Raw genomic sequence first — 13,105 nt, forward strand, 5'->3', positions numbered from 1 at the left:
ATACAGCCAATGGTTACTACAAATGCCGGCTAATTTATCAGTACCAGCAAGGGGCCTTTAATCTCTATCTGCGCGTGCTTCTGTGCCAGTTTGCGTATCTGCTGTTCACTGGTCGTAATACCAGCAGGGAGCTTTTTCAGTACTTGTGCAAGGGGCATGCGCCCACCAGCTTGTTGTAACAATGATACCAAATGTGCCGCGATATCAGGTATAACCTGGTACGTTGCCATTGTTGGCCCTTTTAGATGATTACTTTGAGGCAATGAGGCAAGCCATAGCGAAACTTGAGACTGGCTAAAGCCAAGTGTTTGCCAGAGGGTTTGGTTCTCATTAAATACAACGGCGGCGCTTTTGGCTGTTGCTGTTTGCTGAGTAATTAGTTGTTCCAGGCTTTGTCGCTGGTATTCATGGGTCATCTCATGCCTCCACTATAGGATACTGAAGCAGCCATCCGATCCTGCTTGGGGCTCATTGTACAGGACACGTCATTCGGCCACATCATCCTCTCACCGCGTTTTGCCGTTATCTGGTATGGCACAACCCATAATTTTAAGGTATCCGAGAAAGCAAAATGCTGCTGTATGGGTTGGTTAAAGTCATCATGTGCAGGGTAAATCAGATACATTTCGCCATGCCCCCCAAGATATTTTTGTCCGTAGGCAAACATTTGATAGAAGTCAGCTTGTGCCAGTCCATAGAGTGATTTTGTTTGCTGGCTGCTATTCACCAGCTTCCATTTTGTATCCATCACCATTTCGGTTTGAACTGGTTTGTGTGATTGAATCAGCAAGTCGGGGCGAAGCTTAAAGCAATCTTTAAGTCCATGCTTTACCAAAGAATAAGTTGCTGCTTGAGGTAAAACTTTGAGGTGAGAAGGTAATTCGTAGGGTAGGGTCTGTGCCACAAAGGATTCAAATACCGCTTCCATAGGGAACAAAAATGATATCGCTTTGGTGTTTCCCTGCAAAGCACTCGGGCTCATTCCCCTCAGGATCAATTGCGCCCATGCCATTGGCTCGTTGTAATGAGCCATACCACGCTCGAGGCGTAAGTTGTTTATATCACGTTCAATATCCCGGCTAAGTGGAATACCGTCAAACGCAAAGCGCAGTTCGTAAAGCCAGCGTTGATTCTCTGATGACAGCTTTAGACTAAGAAGCTTATCTAGCGCGGAGTGTAAGAGCCGATTGGCTGCACAGTCAGGCATGTAGTCATCATAATCGACACAAAACTTATGGCGATTCACCGCGTTATGTCGCAGCTGTGAAGAAAGCATCAGCTTGCCCTTCATAAAAGCCAGATTATCTTGCTCGCTCACATAGTCGGAGCGTAAACCTTGTTTAAGCAATTGGCTGACGCTATGCAAAAACTGATTGATAAAAATCTCAAGCAAAGGCATACGCTGAGCCTGAAGAGTGGCTTGCTGGGTTTGAATATGTCGAAACCCAGGCAGATGGCTTAGCATCGTCAGCAATGTTTGACGTGCATTAGCCGCTGTGAGGTTTTTACCAACCTTGGGCAGTATCTCAAGCTGGAAACCGTGAGGTGTTGAAAGCATCCCTGCGTAGTTTTGAACCTGAAGCAATTTGAAGCCTGAGCGAGAGGTGAGTTTGAGGAACTGGCTCCCTTGATTACTTGCCAGGCTAAGCGCTTCTAAATAATTAAAGACCTGTGGAGGCACCGGTTTTGCGCCAACTGAAGCCGCGTTTCCACTCCCCAGTAGGTCATATTCAAAAACGGAGATAACTTCACCCATGATTTACAGCCTGCTCATCAAGGGGAGTCTGCTGGGGCTGATAAATTGAACGATAAGCCTGTGGAATATTCCAGATCTCTTGATCGAAATCTTTGAGCTCATAAGCTGTTGATTGCTGATCATGGCGTCGTAAACCATGGTTGTTACCAAAAAGCGTATCGAGACCGTCGGTTTTCTCAATCACGAATTGCAGGTTGTCGTCTTGCTTTTGATTGTCTGCCAGCACCAACCGGATCTTGTTCCAGTCATCGAAAAAGTATTCCTGTAAAAGCGGAATGATCTTTTTCTGGAATGCGATCTTCAATTGTTTAAACGCTGCTTCTTCATCACCGGCATCGAGTGCATTTTTTACCGGCATAAAGAACGCATGCCCCAGCGTATGTTCACGATCGTAAAGAGCCTCGATGCGGCTATTGAGTTTCTCTAACAACGACTCGAGCTCTATGCCTTTCACCTTAGCTTCACTCAGTAAAGAGAGATCAGGCATCATTTCGACAAAGTCAAAGCGACGGCGCAAAGCCGTGTCCATCAGAGCTAAAGAACGGTCCGCTGTATTCATGGCTCCGATGATATCGACATTGCCGGGTACGCTGAAGTGATCACCGCTATAAGCCAGTTGCAGGCTCATTGCATTGGGCATGCCTGCACGCTTGTCAACTTCAATGAGTGAGATCAGTTCACCAAAGATCTTGGATATGTTGCCGCGATTGATCTCATCAATAAAAATGGCGTAGCGATGTCCTGGATCGGCATTCGCACGTTGGCAAAGGCGCATAAAGATACCCGGCTCAATGGGATAAGAGATATTGCCACTCTCGTCAGAGCGAGCGCGTATACCTTCAATAAATTCTTCATAGCCGTAAGATTGGTGGAACGTAACCACCGCAAAACGCTGGATGGCTTCGGCAGATTTAGGGCCACGTTTAAGTTCGGCGTAGAGCTCTACCAAATCCTCCACTTGCTCGAGCTGTGAATCAACTAGCAACCATTCGCTGTTATCTGTTTTGTTAAATACGGCAGGCTCACGCCGATTCTTATAATCAACAGTTAGCGACTCCGGAACTGTATAGGATTGCAAAGCTGCCCAGGCAGTATTCGATAGATTGCCATTACGACCGTTTAATAATGCCTTACGTTGAAACCACATATGTTCAATAATTTGGCGAACTTTCGCTCGTTTCCCAAGATCGAGCAGCACCAGCGTTATAACCTGCATCCAGTTCAACGATTCAAGGCGAGAATCCAGCCAGGCATCACGATCAGCGGGAACAGCATGAGAAGTGTACTCTTTCATTTTTTGCTGCAACCTGAAGGTCTTGCCAGTGCCAGGGGGGCCAAAGAAGATCACGTTAGTTGGTGAATGTAGGATGATCTTGTTCTCGATGGGCTCACTGCTGGTTATGGATGTAGTGCTAGCTACTTTCTCCTGCTTTTGTTCATTATCGCGTTCACGGAGCAATTCATAGAGATGCCAGATGGCCATATTCACGTAATAAGGATCTGTATCAGGAGATTGGGCGTGTATGGCTTGTTTCAATTCATAGTTTTTCTGTAACCAATTTCCGGTCAGTACCAAACCGAGATGGAAGTGCTGATTTAAGAATTCTGCTGCTTTATTAAAAGCATTCTCATCCACAGTACTGGTGTAGTTTTCTGGCGAGAACGCGGCAAAGACGCGATTTCTCAAACTCCAATACATGCGCTTGAGAAGTCCGTTTTCTTTAGCTTGTTGTAGTGCATTGCCAACATATTGGTAAGTTTCTTCATCCGGCTGTTGCCGAATTCGTTCAGTTAGTTCTCTAAGCAGTGGCAGGCTTTGCTGATATTCTGCTAAGGATGGAACGCCCTGGCGAATACTTGCAATGCCGTTATCACGTTCATACCAAAGCTGTTTGACCAGACCATCTGTTGCAGGTTCAGCAAAAGTTGAGGTTTGCTGTAGCAAAGTCGTAAACGCACGGTATCGCTGATACCATCTGGAAGCTGTGTAATTTTTATCTTTCGCCAGGGCATCAATCAATTCACTAATCGTTAGCCTACCTGCTTCGACACTATCTACAAGAGTCATCGTGACTTTTCCTCTGTTGTGACATTACTTATTTTTTAATTAATATGAGGTATTCTAACTATATTGAGTTAATCGTTGTGACAAGTGCCGGTTATATATACAACTATCTGTTAACTCAGCTCTAATTTAAATACAATGTAAGGTTGTAGGGTGAATGCTGTTATCAACCTCACCCCCTAAAAACCTCTTTCCGATGCCACTCCACAAACCCCTCATAAGGGTAATTTTTACGTACCTGCGGCAACGCAATAGTTTTCCCGTCAAAATCCCAGAATAGTTTCTCAACGATACCTCCGCCGTTTACCGCATCTGATACCAGCACCCGCATATTTTCATCCAGGCCAATCGATCCTTTATCAAAGGCTTTATGGTGAATTGCGCAAAGCGCCAGGCCATTAGGGATTTCACAAGGGCCGCCGTGCTGTTTCCATTTTATATGCGCCGCTTCCAGCGCGACGGTGGTGTCGTCGTGGCGCATATTAAAGCCACATATCGCGCACTGGTAGTTATAGGCACGTAATACATTTTTGCGAAATAACGGGTCGCGCTGTTTACGGATTTGCTGGAGATCAAAACCCAGCTCGTCAGCGATTTCTTCCTGAATACTCTCGGTGAAGTGCGCTTCGAGTATCTGTTGCGCCAGAGTGTTGATGAGTTTTTTATTGCCGGTTACCAGGGCGTAGTGCTGTTCATCGAAACCGCCTGCAACGTGGTATTCAGTCAGTTCCTTCACTGGCGGTTGTCGGCTGCTCCCTGCTGTTGAGCAAAGCCCGGCATTGTGTAATTGCCAGAATCCGTCGCCTTGTAATCGCCAGAACGGCATATCAGGTCGGTACTGTGAACGCTGTGGCCCAAAACGTTCCAGTAAACTGTGCAGAGGTTCGTAGATTTCCGAGCCATAATCGAAAAGGCGCGGATGTCCATTCAGGTATCCCGCTAATACGTATAGCAGTAACAATGGTTTATGCGGCGCGCGCTGTTCACCCTTGTGCCAGATTTTTATGTTGGCAATTGCCTGCTGTAGCGATTTACTGGAAGCCATTGTTATCCCTGGCAGTGAAATAATTGCGATCATGCTCGCAAATTTTCTGCTGTTCAAGCCTGCAAGCGAAGATATATTACCTTGATCTCATTTGTTTTTTTGCTTCCTGTTTGCCCTAATTGCCATGCGATGCTGCACCGACGCAAACCACCATTTACGCCGGAGGAGTTAAAAGCGTTGATGGATGTGAATAGATCAAATTAATGAATGCTCACCTTTCACGCCAAAACCGCAAATAGCGTCAACAAATTTGTCTACAATCATCCCCCGACTGAAATGACGGCTTCGTAGCGCCGTCGTCTTGTTCTCAGGAATTCGGTACGCTGAACCGTTATATCCCTTGCTCAAATTATTTGGATTTTCATCAGGCGCGTTTGTCAGTTCTCTTTTAACGTGATGTGGCGGGCGCAGGATGTATCTGCGCAAACCGCGCTAGCCGTTTTATTCCAGGATGAACAACATCTTTATTTTCAGGCAATGGAAATCCAGAAAAGTTAGTTTTGCACAGTAACTTTATTATCTCTCACTGAGAGCAACACTGAATCCGCAACAGCTTTACCCCCCGCAATTTCACCGCCAATAATCAATAGACTATTATTCCAGGGCAATGATACCCCGTAGGCTCGACCTTGCGACAGTTCGCCAGATTTCTCCCATTTCCCGTTATGCCACAGATAAATATCAGCGCTATACGATTTTTTCAGGTCTTCATGCGCATAGTTCTTACCGTTCTGATAATTTTCCCGTGAACCTTTGAATCCGGCACCTCCGGCAAATATAAGAAAGTCATTGCTTATCCCCGCAAAACCGCCAGCGACGCCATCTGGTGATGAGACGGGAGGAAGCTTATTCCATTTTACGTTATTGCCGGTAAAATCAAGTTCAAATACGGCATCCGTTCGCAATCCTGGTTTGGCTTCGCCATTAATAAGCCAGGTTTTATCACCTTTATTCACAACCGCCGCACCAGCCGTCCCGTACCAGGGCGATTCGCCAGCGTAACTCCATTGCTGTGTTGAGGGATCAAAAGACAACAAAAACTTATTGAAGAAATAATCTTCTGCTTTTTTGTCAAAATAGTGGGCGTTGATTTTATCTATAGCTTTTGAATCTTTTCCAGCTTCTTTGAGATCTTCAAAATAGCCATTGAAGATATTTTGGTTAACACCGCCAGTAACATAAGCCTTGCCGTTGTGAACAAAAGTCACATGACCCGCCATGCCCATCGGTGCGTGTGACATCAATTTAATCCAGGTATTAGTTGCTGGGCTATATTTGTACACATCGTTGAACACCCTGGTTAAACCTTGTTGGTTTTTGCCAATACCGCCAAATACATACAAATCACCATCAATAAATGCGGACGTTGCTTGATCTCTCGCACCACCGGGGAATTCAGCCAGAGCTGTCCATTTTTTATCTTTGGCCTGTGTGTCCAGCTTATACCATGATGTTCCTGCACTACCTAAACCGATGTAGACAGTGTTGTTATCAATTGCACCAGTACCACTTTTAAATGGTACTGGAATTTCCGGTAATACAGACGCGTTCGCGGCAAATGATGCCATCATGATAGCAAGCGCCGTTATTGTTCTCTTCATTGTGAATTACTCCTGCTCGCTGGAATTCAAATGTCGCACCATGTGCCTATATACCTTTTATACCAAAACTAAATAGCAATCTTCGCAACAACATCAGTTTTGTTGTGTCGGTCACAACTTATGCAATGGGGGAAGCAGGTTAAGAGAGAAGCATCAGGGGTATAAGGCGTTTTATAATCCACGCTGTCAGCATCACCACTACAATCGCCGAGAAACCAATAACATTTTACCTCTCCAGGTTAATCCATTGTTATGTTGGACGACACGTTATGTAAATTGGTCAACCATTATTGCGATGAATGTCACATCCCCCGCTCACTAACTGCTGATCTTCCTTTGTTGTCATTTGCGTCAACCGGCAGGAGAGTAGATTTCTTGTGATGTGGTTAACCAATTTTAGATTTCAGGTTGACATGTATTACCAAAAGGTAGAACTTATACGCCATCTCATCCGATGCAACGCCACGGCTGCGGTCTGGTCGTTCTTTCGGATACCTAAACAACTCCGGGGTTCCGCGTCTCTTCGCTGTTGAACCCACTACGTGAAAGAGGAATAAACATGGAACAGACCTGGCGCTGGTACGGCCCTAACGATCCGGTTTCTTTAGCTGATGTCCGTCAGGCGGGCGCAACTGGCGTGGTTACCGCGCTGCACCATATCCCGAACGGCGAAGTATGGTCCGTTGAAGAGATCCTCAAACGCAAGGCTATCGTTGAAGACGCAGGTCTGGTGTGGTCTGTCGTGGAAAGCGTGCCAATTCACGAAGATATCAAAACCCACACTGGCAACTATGAGCAGTGGATCGCTAACTATCAGCAGACCCTGCGCAACCTGGCGCAGTGCGGTATCCGCACCGTGTGCTATAACTTCATGCCGGTGCTCGACTGGACCCGTACTGACCTTGAATACGTGCTGCCAGACGGCTCCAAAGCTCTGCGCTTCGACCAGATCGAATTCGCTGCATTCGAAATGCATATCCTGAAACGTCCAGGCGCGGAAGCGGATTACACCGAAGAAGAAATTGCTCAGGCAGCAGTTCGCTTCGCCACTATGAGCGACGAAGACAAAGCGCGTCTGACCCGTAACATCATCGCAGGTCTGCCGGGTGCGGAAGAAGGTTATACCCTCGACCAGTTCCGTAAACACCTGGAGTTGTACAAAGATATCGACAAAGCGAAGCTGCGCGAAAACTTTGCCGTCTTCCTGAAAGCGATCATTCCAGTTGCCGAAGAAGTTGGCGTGCGTATGGCTGTTCACCCGGACGATCCGCCGCGCCCGATCCTCGGCCTGCCGCGTATCGTTTCCACCATTGAAGATATGCAGTGGATGGTTGATACCGTAAACAGCATGGCGAACGGTTTCACCATGTGCACCGGTTCCTACGGCGTGCGTGCTGACAACGATCTGGTTGATATGATCAAGCAGTTCGGTCCGCGTATTTACTTCACCCATCTGCGCTCCACCATGCGTGAAGATAACCCGAAAACCTTCCACGAAGCGGCGCACCTGAACGGTGACGTTGATATGTACGAAGTGGTGAAAGCGATTGTTGAAGAAGAACACCGTCGTAAAGCGGAAGGCAAAGAAGACCTGATCCCGATGCGTCCGGACCACGGTCACCAGATGCTGGACGACCTGAAGAAGAAAACCAACCCAGGTTACTCCGCGATTGGTCGTCTGAAAGGCCTGGCCGAAGTTCGCGGTGTCGAACTGGCGATCCAGCGCGCTTTCTTTAGCCGTTAATATCCACCGGCATGGCTGCGCGCCGTGCCGGTTCCTTCTTCCTTGCCGTCACTCTCTGAAGACGGATTCTGGAGTTTACGATGACTACTATTGTTGACAGCAATCTGCCGGTTGCCCGCCCGTCATGGGATCATTCTCGTCTGGAATCACGCATTGTGCATCTCGGTTGCGGGGCGTTTCACCGCGCGCACCAGGCGCTGTATACCCATCACCTGCTGGAAAGCACCGATAGCGACTGGGGTATCTGCGAAGTTAACCTGATGCCAGGCAACGACCGCGTGCTGATCGAAAACCTGAAAAAACAGCAGCTGCTATACACCGTGGCGGAAAAAGGCGCGGAAAGCACCGAGCTGAAAATTATTGGTTCGATGAAAGAAGCCCTGCATCCGGAAATCGACGGTTGCGAAGGTATTCTCAACGCGATGGCGCGTCCGCAGACGGCGATTGTCTCCCTGACGGTCACGGAAAAAGGCTACTGTGCCGATGCGGCAAGCGGTCAGCTGGATCTCAATAACCCGCTGATCAAGCACGATCTGGAAAACCCGACTGCGCCGAAGTCCGCAATTGGTTACATCGTAGAAGCCCTGCGTCTGCGTCGTGAAAAAGGGCTGAAAGCGTTTACGGTGATGTCCTGTGATAACGTGCGTGAAAATGGTCATGTGGCGAAAGTTGCCGTTCTGGGGCTGGCCCAGGCGCGTGACCCGCAACTGGCGGAATGGATTGAAGAGAACGTCACCTTCCCGTGCACCATGGTTGACCGTATCGTTCCGGCGGCGACGCCTGAAACGTTGCAGGAAATTGCTGACCAGCTGGGCGTTTATGACCCGTGTGCCATTGCCTGCGAACCATTCCGTCAGTGGGTCATTGAAGATAACTTCGTTAATGGTCGTCCGGACTGGGATAAAGTCGGCGCGCAGTTTGTTGCGGATGTTGTACCGTTCGAAATGATGAAACTGCGTATGCTTAACGGCAGCCACTCTTTCCTGGCGTACCTCGGTTACCTCGGCGGTTATGAAACCATTGCCGACACCATGACTAACCCGGATTACCGCAAAGCGGCCTTTGCCCTGATGATGCAGGAACAAGCACCAACGCTGTCAATGCCGGAAGGGACGGATCTGAACGCCTATGCGACGCTGCTGATCGAGCGTTTCAGCAACCCGTCTCTGCGTCACCGTACCTGGCAGATTGCGATGGACGGCAGCCAGAAGTTACCGCAGCGTTTGCTGGACCCGGTGCGTTTACACCTGCAAAACGGCGGTAGCTGGCGTCACCTGGCGCTTGGCGTAGCGGGCTGGATGCGTTACACCCAGGGCGTGGATGAGCAGGGTAATGCTATCGACGTGGTAGACCCGATGCTGGCCGAGTTCCAGAAGATCAATGCGCAGTATCAGGGCGCAGACCGCGTGAAAGCGTTGCTGGGCCTGAGCGGTATCTTTGCCGATGATCTGCCGCAAAATGCAGACTTTGTTGGCGCGGTGACTGCGGCATATCAGCAGCTGTGCGAGCGCGGCGCGCGTGAGTGTGTGGCTGCACTGTAACTGACTGATTACCCTACAGACTTACTGGTCAATCAAAATCATATTTGGTTGACCAGTTTTCGTTTTTTGCCCACCTGTACGTGCCAACTTCCAGTGCTGATGGTATAGTTTGAAATTAACGGCCAACGTAAAATTGCCCGGTAAGCAAGCCTGGCGGGCCTACGGATCAATCGCAATTTATTGAATACGCACTCTTTGTAGGCCGAATAAGGCGTTCACGCCGCATCCGGCAATAATTTGATTAATCGCATCTAACGGACACAACATCATGAAATCTGCCACCTCTGCGCAAAGACCTTACCAGGAAGTTGGGGCGATGATCCGCGATCTGATCCTTAAGACGCCGTACAATCCTGGCGAACGGCTACCGCCGGAGCGTGAAATCGCAGAAATGCTGGATGTCACCCGCACGGTGGTACGTGAGGCACTGATCATGCTGGAGATCAAAGGGCTGGTAGAAGTACGACGTGGTGCCGGTATTTATGTGCTCGACAGTTTACCCAGCCATAATGCAGAGAGCGCTGAGGCCAACGTCTGCAATGACGCCGGTCCTTTTGAACTGTTACAGGCGCGCCAGTTGCTGGAAAGTAACATCGCCGAGTTTGCCGCTTTGCAGGCTACCCGCGAAGACATCGTTAAAATGCGTCAGGCATTGCAACTGGAAGAGCGTGAACTGGCTTCCAGCGCGCCGGGTAGTAGCGAAAGCGGCGACATGCAGTTCCACCTCGCTATTGCTGAAGCCACGCATAACAGCATGCTGGTGGAACTGTTCCGTCAGTCCTGGGAGTGGCGGGAAAATAATCCAATGTGGATCCAGTTACATAGCCATCTCGATGACAGCTTATACCGCAAAGAGTGGTTAGACGATCACAAACAGATCCTGGCTGCGTTAATCAAAAAAGATGCCCGCGCGGCAAAACTGGCGATGTGGCAGCATCTGGAGAATGTGAAGCAGCGCTTGCTGGAGTTCTCTAACGTCGATGACATCTATTTCGATGGTTATCTGTTTGATTCGTGGCCGTTGGATAAAGTGGACGCCTGATCCCTCATTTCTGGTGCAAAGTTGAACCGCTTTGCACTATGTATGTTCCCTGAATAATTAATTATGTTCTGCAGAATATATTATGCGTAATTTAATCATTACGTACGATATATTGTTTTGGAATAATTATATATCAGTTTAACGCTGAGAAATTATTCGGAATAATCAGAATATGTTAACATATTTCCGTTATGTTTAATGACTTTTGTCAAATGATACCTTTTTAAATAAAAAGTCAGTGGATATTCTTTTCTGTACAGTGTTTTATCTTTGGCGGATCTTATAAATCCCTTATGAAAGTGCCAGGGACGCAATGAGCATAAAGGAATGATTATGGAATATGAGCATCAACCCAGTGGTGTCCAGCAGCCAGGGCAGGATACAGATGCCACTAAACGTCAGGAGTGCGCAAAATGATGCGCCAATCAGTTCAGACGGTATTACCTGAAAGTACAGGGAACAATACGTTATCGCTGCGTGATTCCGTATGTCGGGATCTCTTTCAACTTTTTAGTTCTCCCCATTCACCGCTACCAATATTACTTGTTTCAGGCATGCCTGAGTGGCAAGGGCATAATCAGAGCGACAAGCTTCTCCAGAGTTGGTATTGCCGCCAGTTACGTTCCGCGCTTTTATTTCATGAGCCACGGATTGCGGCATTGCAGGTCAATCTGAAAGCAGTCTATTGCCACGAGTTGGTCATTAGTCTGGAGATGATGCTGTACCACGATGATGAGCCGCTAACGTTTGACCTGGTCTGGCAGAAGGGGAGCTGGCATAGTTCAATACCGGGACTTTCAGCCAGGTTCAATCTTTAGCCCACGCAGTTCACGCCAGAAACGCTCTGCAACGGGATTCATCCGGAATGCGGGATAACTAATTCGTCCCGATTCAGGACAATGAGCTGCCCGCTGCGAATTTCTTGTTGTATGGCGTACTCCGGTAGCCAGATATTCCACAGCTGCCGAAGGCAACTTGCTTGAATAATTGGCCCATGAAGAGCCAAAAAGTGCTGAAACGTAACTCGCAGTGGCATGTCAGGGGGCGGTTAATAAATCGCCCCACACAGGAGTTGTAGCGTTGCCTTTGGCGATTAAACAGCTCAACGCCAGTCGCCTGTTCAAGCGTTCGGAACTGCTTATGCAGTTTTAAACGTCCCTTTCACACACGCTTTGCCGTCTTTGACCATCAGTTTGCCGCGAGCGTATACCTGCTCAATACGCAACTGCGGTGTCATCACTAACAGATCCGCGTCATTGCCCGGCAGAATTTCGCCTTTACCGGTCAGGTTGAGGAAACCAGCGACGCTACTGGTGAGTGGACGCAGAGCATCGCTGATACTAAAGCCATAGTCTTTAACCAACACTTGCACGGTTTCCAGCAACGTCTCAAAACCCGCAACACCGATATGCGTTAAATTCCCTTCATCGTCAAAGAACGGCTGACTGCCGTTGCCGTCGGAGCTAAGGGTAACGCGAGCCAGCGGAATACCCGCCTGAACGGCGCGGGCAATACCTTCGGCAGGGGCGACCGGTTCGTCAATGCTGCTGGTGATATCGATTGTGCCGCCTTTGCGCGCGAACTCCAGCGCCTGCTCAAACAACGGAACGTTGCGGTTAACGTGGGTCGGCAGCAACTTGCTGATGGGGACGTCGCAGTTCTCAAGAAGGTCATAGATGGGCTGTAACGCCTTTTTGCTGTCACCCATGTGGAACACGGTGACGCCAGGTTTACCGCCGAGCAAACCTCCAACGCGGGATTCCGCCGCCATATTGGCCAGATGATAAACATCCGGCGCGGCCGAGCGGTGGTCTGAGATGGCACATTTCACGCCAATCACGCGATCGATAATCGCCACATCTTTTTCCACCGAGCCTGTAATGGTACGGGAAGGCACATGATAAGCACCGGTCAGCATCCAGGCGCTGATGCCTTCTTCATTGAGCGCACGAGTCTTGGCGAGTAAGGATTCCGGGTGGCGAGAGATAGAGTCGGTGCCGAGCAGACCAACCACTGACGTGACGCCTGCTTCTGTCAGACGACTTAATGCCACTTCCGGCGTACGTGTGGTAGGGCCAGCTTCGCCGCCGCCGCCAATTAAATGGACGTGTTGATCAATAAAACCTGGGCAGAGGATCTGCCCGCTGAGATCGACAACTGTGCAGTCCGGTACGATGTCAGAAGGGATGTTGTTGGCAACGGCAATAATCTTGCCGTTAGCGACGAGGACATCGCAAATTCCCCGATCTTCGGGCGCATACAAATGCGCTCCCTGCAGCAGGGTAAAACCGGCTGCGGAATAATCAATCAT

At 48.9% G+C, this 13,105-nt stretch carries 10 protein-coding genes and 3 pseudogenes; 5 read left to right on the top strand and 8 right to left on the bottom strand.

The window, feature by feature from the left end:
• Positions 1 to 29: 29 nt before the first annotated feature.
• The 4 genes from FEK50_RS03725 to FEK50_RS03740 all read right to left on the bottom strand — a co-directional run bounded on the left by FEK50_RS03725 (position 30) and on the right by FEK50_RS03740 (position 4,866).
• The gene (locus FEK50_RS03725) at positions 30 to 416 is read right to left on the bottom strand and encodes a hypothetical protein (RefSeq protein WP_131161310.1); all 387 of its coding nucleotides are present in this window, start codon (positions 414 to 416) and stop codon (positions 30 to 32) included.
• Positions 413 to 1,756, bottom strand: coding sequence for an McrC family protein (locus FEK50_RS03730; protein WP_131161309.1), 1,344 nt, complete (start codon positions 1,754 to 1,756; stop codon positions 413 to 415). Before FEK50_RS03730 ends, FEK50_RS03725 begins: the two co-directional genes overlap by 4 nt.
• Positions 1,749 to 3,824, bottom strand: a complete 2,076-nt coding sequence (locus FEK50_RS03735; protein ID WP_131161308.1) for an AAA family ATPase — start codon at positions 3,822 to 3,824, stop codon at positions 1,749 to 1,751. The genes FEK50_RS03730 and FEK50_RS03735 overlap by 8 nt, the downstream gene beginning before the upstream one ends.
• Before the next feature lie 169 nt (positions 3,825 to 3,993).
• Positions 3,994 to 4,866, bottom strand: a complete 873-nt coding sequence (locus tag FEK50_RS03740; protein ID WP_131161307.1) for a phosphorothioated DNA-binding restriction endonuclease — start codon at positions 4,864 to 4,866, stop codon at positions 3,994 to 3,996.
• A 99-nt stretch (positions 4,867 to 4,965) separates the two neighbouring features.
• On the opposite strand from FEK50_RS03740, the pseudogene FEK50_RS03745 reads away from it, so the two are divergent.
• A pseudogene (locus FEK50_RS03745) lies at positions 4,966 to 5,070 on the top strand (HNH endonuclease); the annotation flags it as partial.
• Between the two features lie 7 nt (positions 5,071 to 5,077).
• Here FEK50_RS03745 and FEK50_RS24410 read toward each other — a convergent pair.
• Positions 5,078 to 5,256: pseudogene (locus FEK50_RS24410) on the bottom strand (sialate O-acetylesterase); the annotation flags it as partial.
• A 104-nt stretch (positions 5,257 to 5,360) separates the two neighbouring features.
• Positions 5,361 to 6,467 carry an N-acetylneuraminate epimerase gene (locus tag FEK50_RS03755; RefSeq protein ID WP_131161305.1) on the bottom strand — a complete coding sequence of 369 codons (1,107 nt, stop codon included), beginning with the start codon at positions 6,465 to 6,467 and terminating at the stop codon, positions 5,361 to 5,363.
• A 559-nt stretch (positions 6,468 to 7,026) separates the two neighbouring features.
• Here FEK50_RS03755 and uxuA point away from each other — a divergent pair.
• The 4 genes from uxuA to iraD all read left to right on the top strand — a co-directional run bounded on the left by uxuA (position 7,027) and on the right by iraD (position 11,612).
• Positions 7,027 to 8,211, top strand: a complete 1,185-nt coding sequence (uxuA, locus tag FEK50_RS03760) for a mannonate dehydratase (RefSeq protein WP_000438591.1) — start codon at positions 7,027 to 7,029, stop codon at positions 8,209 to 8,211.
• An 80-nt stretch (positions 8,212 to 8,291) separates the two neighbouring features.
• Positions 8,292 to 9,752, top strand: a complete 1,461-nt coding sequence (locus tag FEK50_RS03765) for a fructuronate reductase (protein ID WP_130204660.1) — start codon at positions 8,292 to 8,294, stop codon at positions 9,750 to 9,752.
• Positions 9,753 to 10,020: 268 nt separating this feature from the next.
• Positions 10,021 to 10,794, top strand: a complete 774-nt coding sequence (uxuR, locus tag FEK50_RS03770; RefSeq protein WP_130216613.1) for a Uxu operon transcriptional regulator — start codon at positions 10,021 to 10,023, stop codon at positions 10,792 to 10,794.
• Between the two features lie 413 nt (positions 10,795 to 11,207).
• A complete protein-coding gene (gene iraD, locus FEK50_RS03775) occupies positions 11,208 to 11,612 on the top strand; it encodes an anti-adapter protein IraD (protein ID WP_130259557.1) in 405 nt (134 codons plus the stop codon).
• Here the strand turns inward: iraD and FEK50_RS24415 are convergent.
• Both FEK50_RS24415 and iadA read right to left on the bottom strand, forming a co-directional pair.
• Positions 11,592 to 11,868, bottom strand: a pseudogene (locus FEK50_RS24415) (LysR family transcriptional regulator); the annotation flags it as partial. The gene iraD and the pseudogene FEK50_RS24415 sit on opposite strands and share 21 nt — an antisense overlap.
• Positions 11,869 to 11,932: 64 nt before the next feature.
• Positions 11,933 to 13,105 (bottom strand): beta-aspartyl-peptidase, encoded by a 1,173-nt coding sequence (gene iadA, locus FEK50_RS03785; RefSeq protein ID WP_131161304.1) that lies wholly within the window; start codon positions 13,103 to 13,105, stop codon positions 11,933 to 11,935.

This window comes from Escherichia sp. E2586, from assembly GCF_005781105.1.
GTDB lineage: Bacteria > Pseudomonadota > Gammaproteobacteria > Enterobacterales > Enterobacteriaceae > Escherichia.

What these genes read in the sequence shown, in the direction of transcription:
- FEK50_RS03725 (WP_131161310.1), bottom strand. Translation starts at nt 416, where the DNA reads ATGACCCATGAATACCAGCGACAAAGCCTGGAACAACTAATTACTCAG.
- FEK50_RS03730 (WP_131161309.1), bottom strand. Translation starts at nt 1,756, where the DNA reads ATGGGTGAAGTTATCTCCGTTTTTGAATATGACCTACTGGGGAGTGGA.
- FEK50_RS03735 (WP_131161308.1), bottom strand. Translation starts at nt 3,824, where the DNA reads ATGACTCTTGTAGATAGTGTCGAAGCAGGTAGGCTAACGATTAGTGAA.
- FEK50_RS03740 (WP_131161307.1), bottom strand. Translation starts at nt 4,866, where the DNA reads ATGGCTTCCAGTAAATCGCTACAGCAGGCAATTGCCAACATAAAAATC.
- FEK50_RS03755 (WP_131161305.1), bottom strand. Translation starts at nt 6,467, where the DNA reads ATGAAGAGAACAATAACGGCGCTTGCTATCATGATGGCATCATTTGCC.
- uxuA (WP_000438591.1), top strand. Translation starts at nt 7,027, where the DNA reads ATGGAACAGACCTGGCGCTGGTACGGCCCTAACGATCCGGTTTCTTTA.
- FEK50_RS03765 (WP_130204660.1), top strand. Translation starts at nt 8,292, where the DNA reads ATGACTACTATTGTTGACAGCAATCTGCCGGTTGCCCGCCCGTCATGG.
- uxuR (WP_130216613.1), top strand. Translation starts at nt 10,021, where the DNA reads ATGAAATCTGCCACCTCTGCGCAAAGACCTTACCAGGAAGTTGGGGCG.
- iraD (WP_130259557.1), top strand. Translation starts at nt 11,208, where the DNA reads ATGATGCGCCAATCAGTTCAGACGGTATTACCTGAAAGTACAGGGAAC.
- iadA (WP_131161304.1), bottom strand. Translation starts at nt 13,105, where the DNA reads ATGATTGATTATTCCGCAGCCGGTTTTACCCTGCTGCAGGGAGCGCAT.